The sequence below is a fragment of the Moraxella bovis genome, assembly GCF_025985205.1.
Classification (GTDB): domain Bacteria; phylum Pseudomonadota; class Gammaproteobacteria; order Pseudomonadales; family Moraxellaceae; genus Moraxella; species Moraxella bovis.
In genome coordinates this window covers 718,187-733,157 of sequence record NZ_CP087840.1, presented here as the reverse complement: position 1 = coordinate 733,157, position 14,971 = coordinate 718,187, and the positions used below count along the sequence as shown (strand labels likewise).

At 45.9% G+C, this 14,971-nt stretch carries 11 protein-coding genes; 7 read left to right on the top strand and 4 right to left on the bottom strand.

Going from position 1 to position 14,971, the window contains the following annotated elements; all coding sequences use genetic code 11:
- From LP107_RS03700 to LP107_RS03680, 5 genes are all read left to right on the top strand, one after another.
- Positions 1 to 468 (top strand): DUF1850 domain-containing protein, encoded by a 468-nt coding sequence (locus tag LP107_RS03700; RefSeq protein ID WP_264682813.1) that lies wholly within the window; start codon positions 1 to 3, stop codon positions 466 to 468.
- Position 469: 1 nt separating this feature from the next.
- Entirely contained in the window at positions 470 to 2,470 is a 2,001-nt protein-coding gene (locus tag LP107_RS03695) for a TRAP transporter permease (protein ID WP_112742528.1), read from the top strand.
- 149 nt (positions 2,471 to 2,619) lie between these two features.
- Positions 2,620 to 4,959, top strand: a complete 2,340-nt coding sequence (locus tag LP107_RS03690; protein ID WP_112742529.1) for an NADP-dependent malic enzyme — start codon at positions 2,620 to 2,622, stop codon at positions 4,957 to 4,959.
- A 91-nt stretch (positions 4,960 to 5,050) separates the two neighbouring features.
- A complete protein-coding gene (locus LP107_RS03685) occupies positions 5,051 to 6,193 on the top strand; it encodes a tRNA nucleotidyltransferase/poly(A) polymerase-related protein (RefSeq protein WP_112742837.1) in 1,143 nt (380 codons plus the stop codon).
- Positions 6,190 to 6,960, top strand: coding sequence for a pteridine reductase (locus LP107_RS03680; protein ID WP_112742530.1), 771 nt, complete (start codon positions 6,190 to 6,192; stop codon positions 6,958 to 6,960). Before LP107_RS03685 ends, LP107_RS03680 begins: the two co-directional genes overlap by 4 nt.
- Positions 6,961 to 7,042: 82 nt before the next feature.
- Here LP107_RS03680 and LP107_RS03675 read toward each other — a convergent pair whose 3' ends face one another.
- Positions 7,043 to 8,020 (bottom strand): porin, encoded by a 978-nt coding sequence (locus LP107_RS03675; protein WP_112742531.1) that lies wholly within the window; start codon positions 8,018 to 8,020, stop codon positions 7,043 to 7,045.
- Positions 8,021 to 8,611: 591 nt separating this feature from the next.
- Between LP107_RS03675 and LP107_RS03670 the strand changes: the two genes are divergently transcribed.
- Both LP107_RS03670 and trxB read left to right on the top strand, forming a co-directional pair.
- Positions 8,612 to 9,280, top strand: coding sequence for a MiaE family protein (locus tag LP107_RS03670; protein ID WP_078273996.1), 669 nt, complete (start codon positions 8,612 to 8,614; stop codon positions 9,278 to 9,280).
- A gap of 196 nt (positions 9,281 to 9,476) precedes the next feature.
- A complete protein-coding gene (gene trxB, locus LP107_RS03665; protein WP_112742532.1) occupies positions 9,477 to 10,418 on the top strand; it encodes a thioredoxin-disulfide reductase in 942 nt (313 codons plus the stop codon).
- Between the two features lie 240 nt (positions 10,419 to 10,658).
- On the opposite strand, the gene gorA is transcribed toward trxB, so the two are convergent.
- The 3 genes from gorA to LP107_RS03650 form a co-directional block, all read right to left on the bottom strand.
- The gene (gorA, locus tag LP107_RS03660; RefSeq protein WP_264675935.1) at positions 10,659 to 12,020 is read right to left on the bottom strand and encodes a glutathione-disulfide reductase; all 1,362 of its coding nucleotides are present in this window, start codon (positions 12,018 to 12,020) and stop codon (positions 10,659 to 10,661) included.
- Between the two features lie 173 nt (positions 12,021 to 12,193).
- Entirely contained in the window at positions 12,194 to 12,463 is a 270-nt protein-coding gene (locus LP107_RS03655; protein ID WP_264675936.1) for a hypothetical protein, read from the bottom strand.
- A 217-nt stretch (positions 12,464 to 12,680) separates the two neighbouring features.
- Positions 12,681 to 14,780 (bottom strand): transglutaminaseTgpA domain-containing protein, encoded by a 2,100-nt coding sequence (locus LP107_RS03650; RefSeq protein WP_264675937.1) that lies wholly within the window; start codon positions 14,778 to 14,780, stop codon positions 12,681 to 12,683.
- Between the last annotated feature and the right edge of the window lie 191 nt (positions 14,781 to 14,971).

The window sequence follows — 14,971 nt, the reverse complement described above, 5'->3', positions numbered from 1 at the left end:
ATGGTTATCCTTTGTCTGATGGGGATATTTACCCCTACCAACAATGCGGTAATATTAACCGCCGACACTCATCACCACACGCTCGCTCGTTGTCGTCTGCCTGATGGCTTTATTTTAAAATGGCGACATTCAGTAGAAAAGCAGTATTGGCAAGAAGTGTATGAGTTAGACAAGGATATACTGGTTTTGACCAAGACTTATATCCAAACATTCGGAGCGGGCGTGCCTAGTACAGGCAAGACCATCAGCGCTCCCGAAGGCTATGTGGGACAACTTATCAATCAGTCCACACCTCAAATCAGCTGGATAGTCTCAACCAACATGCAAGGCGAGATTTTGAGCGACACTCAGACGTTATCGCTTTATAAAATCGTCCCCGAATACAGCCAAATCCATATCAGTCCAGAGCAAGTGAATTTTTGGCAGTTTTATCACATCCCTTCATGTTTAAAACAACAAAGAGAATAACATGACAAATGCAAAAACCCCTGACGATACTGGCATATCAGACAGTAAAGCTCAAGAGATTTTAGAAAAATTTGACCGAGAATCTGTCACTCGAAACCCCAAAAACAACTGGGTGTGTTATCTGATTGCTGGCATTGCCATTTTGTACTCGATTTTTCATTTATACATCACCTTCAACCCCCTGCCCGAACTGGTGCAACGCTCTATCCACGTGGCAGTGGGGGCGGCTCTTATTTTTTTAATCTATCCCCCCGCCAAAAAATCCAGCCGTCAAAAGGTCGTTTGGTATGACTGGATTTGGGTGGCTCTTGCCTTGTCCAGTGCTGGCTATTTGATATGGCAATACCAAGACATCGTTACCGTACGGGGTGGTATCCCCAACCAAATGGACATCGTCTTTGCCATCATCACGGTGGTGGTGGTTATGGAAATGGCACGGCGGATTACAGGGTGGATTTTACCAATTTTTGCCTTAGTTTTTTTGGCGTATCCATTTATCAGCCACATGGATTTTATGCCTGATCGCCTACTGACACGCCCTTATGATTTTGGCGATATTTTTGGACAATTATACCTAAAAACCGAAGGGCTATACTCGACCGCCATCGGTGCGTCTGTTACCTTTATTTTCTTGTTTATCTTATTTGGCTCGTTTTTGGCTCGCTCTGGTATGGGACAGTTGTTCAACGATTTGGCGTTGGCGTTGGCAGGTCATAAACAAGGAGGCCCTGCCAAGGTGGCGGTGATTTCTAGTGGCTTTATGGGTTCTATCAATGGGGCTGCTGTTGCCAACGTGGTTGGCACAGGGGCATTTACCATTCCACTCATGAAACGTGTGGGATATAGCAAAGAATTCTCAGGGGCGGTGGAAGCCAGTGCATCTGTCGGTGGACAAATCCTACCACCCATTATGGGAGCGGCCGCCTTTATCATGGCAGAAACCACAGGGGTCAAATACAGCACCATCGCCCTATCGGCGGTACTGCCTGCCCTACTGTACTATCTGGGCGTGATTGCTCAGGTGCATTTTAGAGCAGGTAAGCTTAACTTGCGTGGCATCCCCAAGGCGGATTTGCCCCGTGCCAAAGAAGTTCTAAAAGCTCGTGGACATATGCTCCTACCCATCGTGTTTTTGGTGGTACTACTTGCCAAAAACGTGCCGATTGGCTATGCTGCTGCCTATACCATTGGGGCAACCATCGTGATTAGCTGGCTACGTCCTGAGACTAGCATGGGCTTTAAGGACATTTTAGGGGCATTTGAAGACGGTGCCAAACAGTCGCTATCAGTCATGGCAGCGTGTGCGGTCGTGGGCGTGGTCATCGGTGTGGTAAACCTGACGAGCTTTGGTACAGTCATGACATCGTCCATCGTAACGCTTGGGGCAGGCTCGCTGTTCTTGACGTTACTTCTCACTATGCTTGCCTCTATGGTGCTTGGCATGGGCTTGCCATCCATTCCTGCCTATATCATTACCGCCACGATGGCAGCCCCTGCCTTGGCAACGTTTGATGTGCCGATTTTGGTGGCTCATATGTTTGTGTTTTATTTTGGGATTTTTGCCAACATCACACCACCTGTGGCATTGGCTGCCTTTGCAGGAGCGGGTATTTCTGGGGGTGACCCCATGAAAACAGGCTGGCAGTCACTCAAACTAGCATTGGCTGGCTTTATCGTGCCATTTATGTTTGTCTATAACCCCAACATGATGATGATTGATGTTACCGACATGGCAGTTACCGCCAAAGAGTTTGCCATGCCAGCATGGCACGTTATTGCTACTGTTGCCACCACATCCATTATTGGCGTGCTTGCTCTATCAGCGTCCGTAGAGGGTTACTTTAAGACCACGCTACCGATATGGGCGAGGGTTGTTACTGCTATTGGGGCGTTTTGCCTTATCGTGCCTGAGACCATGACGGACGTTATTGGTCTTGGGGTGGTCATTGCCATGTTACTATTGAATGTTAAAATGGCAAAAAAACAAACTGCTCTGTCTTAATCCATGCATCGCCTTTGGGCGGTGTTTTTTTCAAACCAAAAAATAGACAGAAACACCCATAAACAAATCCTAGCATGACCCCCAAAATCATGTTAAAATAAAGTGATTTTTATTCATAGTTTTTATTCTCAACAACCTGGAAAAGCATTATGGCTCATCAAGATGTTCCTGCACAGGACAAAACTCACGACACCGCTTTTTTATCCGAAGCGGATGCTCAGCGTTTACAATTTGAACAAAACGCCCTGCATTACCACGAACACCCCCGTCCTGGTAAAATCTCTGTCACTCCCACCAAACAAATTGCCAACCAACGAGACCTAGCTCTTGCCTACTCCCCTGGCGTGGCGGTGCCTTGTCTTGAAATCGAAAAAGACCCTAAACTTGCCGCCAAATACACCGCTCGCTCCAATCTAGTTGGCGTGATTACCAACGGTACTGCTGTGCTTGGGCTTGGCAACATTGGTGCATTGGCGTCCAAGCCTGTCATGGAAGGTAAAGGCGTGCTATTTAAGAAGTTCGCTGGCATTGATGTGTTTGACATTGAGATTAATGAGACCGACCCCGACAAATTCATCGAGACAGTGGCAAGCTTGGAGCCGACCTTTGGCGGGATTAACCTAGAAGACATCAAAGCACCTGAGTGCTTCAAAATCGAGCGTGAACTGCGTGAACGCATGAATATTCCTGTATTCCATGACGACCAGCATGGTACCGCCATCATCTCAGCCGCCGCCCTGCTAAACGCTCTACAACTTAACGGCAAAAACATCGGCGAGATTACGCTTGTCTGCTCAGGGGCAGGGGCGGCAGCGATTAGTTGCCTTGATTTGATTGTGGCACTTGGAGCCAACAAAAACAACATCTATGTGCTTGACTCAAAAGGCGTTATCACGACAAGCCGTGAAAACCTAGACGAATCCAAAGCCCGCTTTGCTCGTGATACCGACAAGACCACCCTTGCCGAAGTCATGAACGGTGCCGACGTATTTTTAGGTCTGTCAGGGCCAGGCGTGGTCAGCCAAGATATGGTACGCTCAATGGCAAAAGACCCGATTATCTTTGCCCTTGCCAACCCAACCCCTGAGATTATGCCCGAGCTTGCCCATGCGGTGCGTTCGGACGTGATTATGGCGACAGGTCGCTCAGACTACCCCAACCAAGTCAATAACGCCCTATGCTTCCCTTATATTTTCCGTGGGGCATTGGACGTTGGGGCAACTGTCGTTAATGAAGAGATGAAGCTTGCGTGCGTACACGCCATCGCAGCGATGGCTCACACCGAATCCACCCCGTCTGTGGACAGTCAAAAAGACGAAACTGGCAAAAGCTTTGGGCGTGAGTACCTTATCCCCGGTCCTTTGGAGCCAAATCTTATCCTAGAGATTGCCCCTGCTGTTGCCAAGGCTGCGATGGACACAGGCGTGGCAACCTTGCCGATTGCAGACTTTGATGTCTATCGCCAAAAATTGTCTGAGTTCATCTATAATACTGCTCTTGCCATGAAGCCCATCTTCAACAAGGCAAAAGCCAACCCCAAACGTATTGTCTATGCCGAAGGTGAAGACATCAATGTGTTGCGTGCGGTGCAAGTGGTGGTGGACGAGCAAATCGCCCAGCCTATCCTTATCGGTCGCCCCGAGATTATCAACCAAGAAATCGACAATCTCGGTCTGCGTTTGGTCGATGGTCAAAACATTACCATCATCAACCCCAACAACAACCCCCACTACGACAGATATGTCGAATATCACTACACAGCCAATCAACGCAATGGCGTCAGCTTAGAGCTGGCTCGTCGTGATGTTCGCCGTAAAACCACGCTTATCGGCTCACTCATGGTCGAGCTTGGCGATGCGGACGGCTTGATTTGTGGTACGTTTGGTTTTTATCACTTGCATTTAAAATACCTAAATCAAGTCATCGGCAAAAAAGATGGCGTATCCAACTTCTACGCCATGAGTGCCGTACTCATGCAAAACCGCAACCTGTTCATCGCTGATACCTACATCAACGAAGACCCAACCGCCGAAGAGCTTGCCGAGATGACCATTTTGGCAGCCGCAGCAGTACGTCGTTTTGGTATCACACCAAAAGTCGCCCTACTGTCACATTCTAACTTTGGGGCATCAGACCGTACTTCTGCTCTCAAAATGCGTCAGGTGCATGACATCTTAACAAAGATGAACGTGGACTTTGAGTTTGATGGCGAAATGCATGGCGACACCGCCCTAGATGAGCGTATGCGTCAGCACAGCTATCCATTTAGCACCTTAAAAGGCTCGGCAAACCTACTTATTATGCCAACGCTTGACAGTGCCAACATCGCCTTTAACCTACTAAAAACCGCCACAGGCTCGGCCGCCCTAGGGCCTATCCTGCTAGGTGCGGACAAGCCGGTGCATATCTTGACACCTTCTGCGACCGCTCGTCGCATCGTCAACATGACCGCCCTATCGGTATCGGACGCTCAGGACATGGCAAAATAAGCCGGTCAAACCCAAAAAGCACTCATCAGGGTGCTTTTTTTATTGGTTAATTTACGCTACAATGAGCCAAATTTATCAAAAAAGATTTACCATGCAAGTATATTTGGTTGGTGGGGCGGTGCGTGATACGCTCTTAGGTCACCCCATCAAAGACAAAGATTTTATGGTGGTGGGGGCAAGTCCTGCCGACCTGCTCACCCAAGGCTTTACCCAAGTGGGGGCGGATTTTCCTGTGTTTTTGCACCCGCACACCTATAATGAGTACGCCCTTGCTCGCACCGAACGCAAAAACGGCAAAGGTCATCAAGGTTTTGCTGTACAGACGGACGGAGTGAGCTTACAAGACGATTTGGCACGCCGAGATTTGACGATAAACGCCCTTGCCATAGAAGTTGACGGACTGTTTGACGACACGCCACGCACAGGGCAAGTGGTGGACTTTTATGACGGACAAAATGACCTACGCCACAAGCTCTTACGCCATGTATCCCCTGCATTTAGCGAAGACCCGCTTCGTGTATTGCGAGTCGCTCGCTTTTATGCCCGCTTTTATGAGCTGGGTTTTACGGTCGCCCCTGACACCGCTTACCTTATGCAAAGCATTGCCAGTCGGGGGGAGCTTTTGCACCTTAGCCGTGAGCGGATTTGGACGGAATGCGTGAAGGCTTTTGATGAGATGTGTGCGTTTGCGTTTTTTGAACTGTTATTTGATTTAGATATTTTAAAACAAATTCTACCCGAGCTAAACACCATTTGGCAAAATAACACCATTCGCCAAACCACTTTTGATAAATTAAAAACCGCCCACGATAAGCCATTGCATATCAAATTTGCCATATTAACCTATGGATTTTTGGATAATAAAGCGGATTTATCAAAACTGTGCGAGCGGTTATTAACGCCCAAAGCCATTACGCAATTTGCCCAATTATTCATCACGCTTTTTGATGAATTAACCCATTATCAAGACATTTCTGCCGATAAATTATTAATGTTAATAGAAAATACCAAAGCCCAAAAAGACAAAACGGTATTATTTGATTTGATTAATGCGGTAGAAATAGTAAATAATAAAACAATCAATCGTGAATTTTTTCATCACGCCATGAGCCTTTATCAGTCGGCAACGATTAACGATATCGATAAATCATTAAAAGGTAAACAAATTGGCGATGAGCTGACACGGTTACGCTTATTAAAATTAAGCGAATTTTTAAAAAAGGCAATTTTATGAAAAAAGTCGCCCTAATCACAGGCGGAGCAAAACGCATTGGCAAGGCAATCGTCCAAGCCTTTCACAACAAAAGCTTTAATGTTATTATCCATTATCATCACAGCCAAACAGATGCTCAAAATTTGGCAGATGAATTAAATGCCATTTGTGATAATAGTGCCAAAATCATCAAGGCGGATTTGGCTATCGTCAATGATAAAAATACATTGGCAGATTTTAAAAATCACGCCATAGCTTTATTTGGGCGGATTGATGTTTTGGTGCATAATGCGTCAAGTTTTTATCCAAGTGATGTCAATGATGATTTGGATAAGTGGCAAACGGACTGGGACGATTTGTTTTTGACCAATGCCAAAGCTCCACTATTTTTAAGTCATGTTTTTAAAGATGAGCTTATCACAAATCATGGGGCGATTATCAGCCTGCTTGACATTCACGCACGAGATAAGCCCTTTATCGGCTACCCCATTTATAACATGGCAAAATCGGCACATCTGGGCATGGTGCAGTCCTTGGCGTTGGAGTTTGCTCCAAGCGTGCGGGTCAATGGCGTCTCCCCTGGTGTGAATATTTTTCCAGAAGATAACAAAAACAACGAATTAGACGATGCCATCAAAGACAAGCTAACAAAATCGGTTCCTTTGCAAAAAATCGGTACGCCCAATGACATCGCCCAAGCGGTGCTATTTTTGGCGAACGCTCCTTATATCACAGGGCAGATTTTGGCGGTGGACGGTGGACGGAGCTTGACGTTAAGGGGTAGCTAAAAAAGGGGATGACTAAAAAAGACAAAATATAAAACAGCAAAAACCCACCATCAGGCGGGTTTTTGTAAGAGTGTGATACAAATTAGAATTTGTATTCTAGACCTGCACCGACACCATAAGCATTTGCTTTGTTGCCAGTAGCAGTATTGCTTAGGTTAACACCTTCAGAACGTTGGTAAGCACCATATAGATGACCAGTGGTTGCTTTGTTAAAGGCATATTTGCTACCAACTACGGTACGGAAGATTTCAGCATCTTTATTGCCACGTGCGTTATCAACAAAGTCTAGCTGACCGTAAGCAGTCCAAGGGGTTTGTACTAGCTTGTGTTCAGCAGATACAGTGAAAGCATTCTCTTTTTCACCGCCTTTTACAAGCTTGGTGTTTTGATATAATGCACCAACAGTAGTTGCAGGGCTTAGATCGTAAGCACCACTCACACGAGCTGCTCTTAAGTCACCTGCTTGAATATAACTAACACCGGCACGATATGGGGTATTGGTAGGTTCATATTGAACACCAACACCGAATGCGTCACGAGCCAAAGTATCTGTACCGTTGTTCTCATCAAGAACATACATGCCTAGGAAGTTAACACCGTTATATTTTGGAGAGACATACGCAAGGGCATTGTTAGCACGTGGGCTATCAATAGCGGCTAGCACATTATTACCACCGATAACACCGCCTTCTGTTACATTAGCATAGTCAACCATGCCATCAATGGCACTCAAGCGGCCAGCAAGCAAAATACCATATTGCTTATTAGATAGACCCAAGAACGTATCACGAGAGTAGAATTGATCTTCATTGGCATCAACATCAATACCATACTCTAATTGATACACAAGGTCAGTATTGACAGTTAGAGCTTCTGAACCTTTAAAACCGATACGAGAGGCGTTAGAGTTTAGTTGGGTACGAGAGTCTTTGCTTGCACTGTTGCTATTACCGTCTTGTACATCAAGAGTCAAGAACGCTTTACCATAAACTTGTGGGGCAGCTTGAGCAACTGTGATAGACAGAGCAGCAACGGCTGACGCTAAAAGTAGTTTTTTCATGGGTTTCTCCACTGACATTTTTAGTGATGGGGCTGCTGTACGCTTGCACCCGATGTGATAAGCTAATAACCACTTAACAACCTATCGCGGTTTTAAGTTATTGCCAATATGGGCATTTCATCATAGTTTCGTGACATATTCGTGACAACTTTTACATTTTTTGATAATCATGTATCAAATTTTGCATAAGTTTAACACAATAGACAAAAACAGTCATCAATCCCATACCGTGTGTATAGAATACCAATTTTGTCATATTTTGCAACACCTTTTATCACAAAAATTCACACTTTTTTAAATAAATTTAAAAAAATACATATTTATCAATGATTTATAATGTTACTGATTTCCAAAAAATTTGTAAACATTGAGAATATTTTTTAATTGGATGATGTTTTTTGACATGACATGAAGTTATATAGCATTAATTTTAGATAAATGTATTAATGTTTTATATGTGTTATATTGCACTATTGTGTGAAAAATAATCAATTTGTGGCTGTACGTGACAACCAAAACGGGTTCACAGATGGTTAAATCATGCTAAAATATATCCATGATTTTAATGTTTAATCAATATTGGAAATATTTATGACCGACATACTGCCCGAAGATGACTTGCACGTCATCGCTAGCCGTACCAAAGCCAAAACCGACATCAGCCATATTCATGCATTTTTGGGGGCAAAAACCAACGATAAATGGCTCGCTGTCGCCAAAGATAATCTCCCCCTACTCATGCAAGACCACGCCAACTGCGAGAAAAAAGCAGCAGGGACGGCGATGAATTTGATTTTTCGTTATGAGTTTCACAAGGATTTGCAAGAAAAACTTGCCCAGCTGGTGCGTGAAGAGATGCTCCACTATGAGCAGGTGTTAGAACTCATGAAAGAACGTGGTATCGCATGGTCGCACCTGCCTGCGGGGCGATACGCCAAGGGGCTATTAAAGCACAAACGCACGTGGGAGCCTGCCGGCATGATAGACGTGCTGATTATCGGGGCGTTTATCGAAGCTCGTTCGTGTGAGCGATTTTCGGCATTGGCGGATGTGATTGATGATGAAAAGTTATCAAAGTATTATAAATACTTACTCAAATCCGAAAGCCGTCATTATGAAGATTATCTGGCTCTTGCCCAGTCGGTATCTGATGAGCCAATAGATGAGCGAGTGGCGTTTTTTCGGGCGGTGGAAGCGGAGCTGATAGATAGCCCTGATGGGGAGCTACGCTTTCATAGTGGCGTGCCTGACTTTGTTTAAAATTTATACAAGCAAGCCATCATCTTATTTATCAATCATCGGATTTTAAATTTTAGCGTGCGTGGTGCTTGCAATTTGGGCGGGCAGACGCATATTATGGCTTTACTTTTTGCCTTGGTTTTAACTTTAAGTGACTGATGGCTTACAGTTAAAAGCATTCATCTTATCATCTTACCTTTTTACCTTTGGAAATATTATGACCACTCATCACAAACTCATCATTCTAGGTTCAGGACCAGCAGGCTACTCAGCAGGGGTGTACGCTGCCCGTGCCAACCTAAACCCCGTCATTATCACAGGGCTACAACTGGGCGGACAGCTTACCACCACCACCGAGATTGACAACTGGACAGGCGGAAAAGAGGGCTTAACGGGGGGTGAACTCATGGATAACATGAAAGAACACGCTGAGCGTTTTGGCACCGAGCTTATCTATGACCATATCCACACCACCGACCTACAAAACCGCCCTTTTACCTTAACAGGCGACAACGGCACTTATACTTGTGATGCTCTTATCATCGCCACAGGAGCAACTGCTCAGTATCTAGGCTTGGAGAGTGAAACGACATTTATGGGGCGTGGCGTGTCAGCGTGTGCCACCTGCGACGGCTTTTTTTACAAAAACCAAAAAGTCGTCGTCATCGGTGGAGGCAACACCGCCGTAGAAGAAGCCTTGTATCTATCCAACATCGCAAGCCATGTTACCCTAATCCACCGCCGTGATAGCCTTAGAGCCGAGAAAATCATGCAAGACCAACTATTTGAAAAAGTCAAAAACGGCAACATCACGATTGAATGGAACAGCAGTGTCAAAGAAGTCGTGGGCGATGACATGGGCGTAACAGGCGTGATTATCCAAAACACAGACGGCACCACCAAACAAATCGATGCCATGGGAATGTTTGTCGCCATCGGACACAAGCCAAACACCGCCATTTTTGACGGTCAGCTTACTATGAAAGACGGCTACATCGTGGTAAAAAGCGGACTGGACGGCAATGCCACCGCCACCAGCATTGACGGCGTGTTTGCTTGTGGGGACGTGGCAGACCATATCTACCGCCAAGCCATCACATCGGCAGGGACAGGCTGTATGGCAGCGTTGGATGCGGAGAAGTACTTGGATGGGATGTGATTTCACCCAAAGCAAACCACGGATTTAGACACACAGCCCATTTAGTATTGTTTTTTAAATGGGCTTTTTATATGCCTTTCAATGGCGACTTTAACTCCAACAACAAAAAGACAAACCGCCTAGGCAATTTGTCTTTTTGTGGTTAAAAACCTACATTGAATATGCTTTATCAGGGCGAATGTGATTTACCCCTACATATCCAAATTTTAAAAATACCATTTTTGTCTACAAAACAATCATTTATCTCATCGTAACAAACTCTTCAGACCCTGTCGGATGAATGGCAACGGTGTTATCAAAATCACGTTTGGTTGCCCCCATTTTTATGGCGACAGCAAAACCTTGAATCATCTCGTCCACACCAAAGCCCACACCGTGCAAGCCCACCACTTTTTCATCATCGCCCACGCACACAAGTTTCATGCGACACGGCTCACGATGAGCGGTAATGGCAGAGTACATGGGCGTGAAGTTGGATTTATAGACCTTGACCTTGTCCGCCCCAAACTCGTCAATGGCGTCTTTTTCGCTCATGCCGACCGTACCAATGGGCGGATGGCTAAACACGACCGTGGCGACATTGCTATAATCTAGGTGTTCATCGGGCTTATTGTTAAACAGGCGTTCGGACAGTCTGCGACCGCTCGCCACCGCCACAGGGGTCAGCTCAATGCCGTTTTCAATAATATCACCCACCGCATAAATGCCGTCTACCGTGGTGTTTTGGAATTTATCCACGATGATTTGCCCCTTTTCGTTGGTTGCCACGCCTGTTTTGTGCAAGTCAATGACATCAGTCGCTGGCACACGCCCTGTCGCCCAAATCAGGCATTCTACATTTAGGGTTTCGCCATTGTCAAAATACACGGTCAGACCGTCATTTTTTTCAATTTTAACAGGATTTACGCCCGTATGGAACGTAACGCCGTCTTTGTCCATGACATCTTGCAAAACTTCTACAATATCTTTATCAAAACTCTTTAAAATACCGCTACGCACGCACAAATGCGTATCCACGCCCAAGGCATTCATCACGCCTGCAATCTCAACGCCAATGTAGCCACCGCCAACAATCGCCACCGATTTTGGCAGTTCGGTCAAATCAAAAAAACCGTCCGAGTCAATGCCGTATTCTGCCCCCTGTATGTTTGGACGGTGTGGGCGACCGCCTGTGGCAATCAAAATATGGTCGGCGGTAATGGTCTCGGTCTCGCCATTGTCATAGCTGACTTCTACTGAATTTTTGTCAAGAAATTTGGCAAAGCCGTTGATTAAGGTTACGCCGTTTTTTTCAAAGGTGTTTTTATAAGATTGATGAATGCGGTTAATATAAGCGGTGCGGTTTTCGACAAGTTTGGCAAAATCAAAGTTTATGACATCAAGCTCAAAACCATAATCAGGGGCGTAGTTGTGAATGGCGGTTGCCATGTTCGCTCCGTACCACAGCACTTTTTTGGGTACACAGCCTACGTTGACGCACGTTCCGCCAACGTGCTTTGCTTCAATCACGGCAACTTTTTTGCCGTACATACTGGCACGGTTGGCAGAAGCGATACCGCCACTACCGCCACCAATGGTAATATAATCAAAATGTCTGGTCATGGGTTTTCTCCAAAAAAGGTTGGGTTATTATAACGCATAATGGGGGCGGTTGATGGATTTTGGGAAGAATGTTTGATAAAATTTTTTGATTGTTGATAGATGATTTTTTAATTGATTAAACTAATAAAATCCTGCTCGCCAATATCGATAGCGGTATGCGTGGCAATGCGATTTTAGATACCATACTCTCCCCTTAACTCATTGATATAGTCATTGGTAACTGGCTGGGCATTAGCTGATGACGGTAAAGAGCGAATACCCGTTAGCTCAAAAAACTCATCATCACCAATCTCTTCTTGGGGTGCTAAGAAGGATTGGGGTTGTTGCTCATCAACCAACTTTTCTGCCATTGACACAAGATAATCACTTGCCGACATATTTTGTTGTTTGGCAATTTGTACAATCTGCGTTTCTACTTGTAGGGGTAGGTCTAGGATTATCATGGATGACTCCTTTTTAAAGATACACCCAACCAACTTGATATTTACCACGGGTTTGTAGGCGTGTGCTGAGCACAACCTTTGATGATATTACTATACAAGGCGTGCTCAGCACGCGCCTACGTCCACACATCATTGTATTTGTAGTAATTTTAAAGTTTCTTGGGTGTAACTCATTGTAGCACAATCGAAAAACAAAAAAACCCAATCTCAGCCACGCTCATCTAGCACGTCCCACCAATCGCTTGACGATACTCATCATCTGACCAACCACCGCTTTATCTGCCCGTCCATCTCGCCCATAGCGGTGTTTGCGATACAAACCCTTTAATTCATCAATATCTTCGGAATTATTTGGCGTTTTTAGACGGTCAAGCCAAGTCAAATAAGGCTCGCTCGCCCCCTTACTCCATGCCTTATCCTGCTTGGCAAGCCCTGCCGAGAGCTTTATAAGTGGCACGTCTAGCCCATGATACTGCCGTCTGCGTCGGTACATCATCACACCCACAAATAAGACAGCAAGCACCCCCACGCCCCCAACCAATATCCAAAACTGCTGAGCAAAACTTGTGATATTAAACCATTTAAAAAGCGAATTTTTTTGCTCATCTTGGTCATAGCCGACCACGTTTTTTTGCCAATAATAGCCCATCTGGTCAGAGTAACGTCTCAATGTTTGTAGCATCTTAAACTGCTGATAACTCCATTGCCCTATCATACCATCGCCAAACATGGACGCACCGCCCATTTCAGTTACCGCATTCATGCCTTGCTCCACACGGTCAGGCGAGACAAAGGCGGTCGGGTCAATACGCACCCAGCCCTGCCCATCAAACCACACTTCTGTCCATGCATGAGCATCCATCTGACGCACTTCCCAGCTCTGCCCATCACGCCCAAGCTCACCGCCTTGATAGCCTGCCACCACCCGAGCAGGAATGCCTGCCGACCGCATTAAAAAGGTAAAACTGGACGCATAATGCTCACAAAAGCCCGCCTTTGTCCCAAACAAAAACTCATCAATGCGGTCATCTCGCAGCACAGGGGGTGAGAGCGTATAGCTAAACCCACCCGTGGTGATAAAGTTTTGCACCGCTTGTGCATAGCGGACAGGGTCGCCCGTCTTAGCGTAGAGTTCACTGGCAAAGGTACGAGCCTGCTCATTGCCATCTTCGGGCAGGCGTAGATTAATGCGTTTTTGGACATCGGTCAGTTCAATATCCACCTTCGGCTGACTAAAATAACTGGCACGATAGCGTTTTTGGGTACTGATCGGGTAATAATGACGCAGGGTAAAATCGCCCGTCATGCCCATGCCACGCTCAGGGTGCAGGCGTGGATAATCAAGAGCGAACAGCCAGTTTTGCTCGGTTGGCTCCAAGATGACCCGATAATGATGTTCCATGCCTTGATAAGCACTCATCGCCCATTCTGGGGGCTTATCGCCATCTCGTGACAACCAAAAATGGGGCGAAAACTCACTTTGTCGCCACGTCACCCCATCAAAATCACTAAACACCAGTCCACGCCAATACATTTCATGACGGCTTGGCATTTGCCCATCAAATTCAGCACGAAACGCCAGTTCAGTCGATTGACTCAGATTAGAAAAATCCCCCGGTGACATGCTATCCGAAACACCCGTTGTCGCAGATTTGCCCGCCATCGGCAGTGACCACATCGGGGGCAGGCGAGGAAAAAACAAAAACAGCACCACAAGCAGGGGAATGGCAGGCAGGGTTATCATAGCCAGTACACGCAGTCGCCCCGAACCATCAGCATTATCATCATCACTAATGGCAATAAAACCCAATAATATCATCATGAGTGTCGGCAGTCCCACCACCGCCACGCTCAAATCCTGCCGTATCAAAAACGCCGACGCCAGCGTAAATAATGCAAGGTTTAACGCCACATAAGCGTCCCGCTTCTCATACAGCTCCCACGCCTTTGCTACAAAGCACAGCACCAAAAAGCTGACCGCCACATCCACGCCAAACGCCTGCCCAAAACTCACCCAAATCGCCACCGTGCCAACCAAAAACAGTAGCACCTGCACCACTTGATAGATACGGCGTAGTCGCCCACCACTTAGACGGTGCAGGTGTGCCTTGATACTGGGTTTTTGCATGATGATGCTGATGATGAGTACGACCAGTAGCCATGCAGGAATGCCCATCGCATGGGGAAACACAAGCGATGCCATGGCAAGCAGTAGCCAGTGATAGGCAGGCAGAGCAAGGATTTTTTGCCAAAATTTTTGGGGGCTTGTGGTTAGGGTTTTTCTACCTTGACCAAAATCGTGAAAAGTGCTGTTCATGGTGTCTGTGTCGTGTGGTTTTGCCCGATAAATGATTTGGTAAAATTAGGGTAAATGATTTGGTGAAATTAGGCAAATACCAACCTTTTTATTTATCATCAATTTATTAGGGCGTGCCTGCCTTTTGTATTTGCAATGAAAAATGCCTGTTTAAAAAAAGCAGGGGAATCGCACGTTTTTCAAGAAAAAAG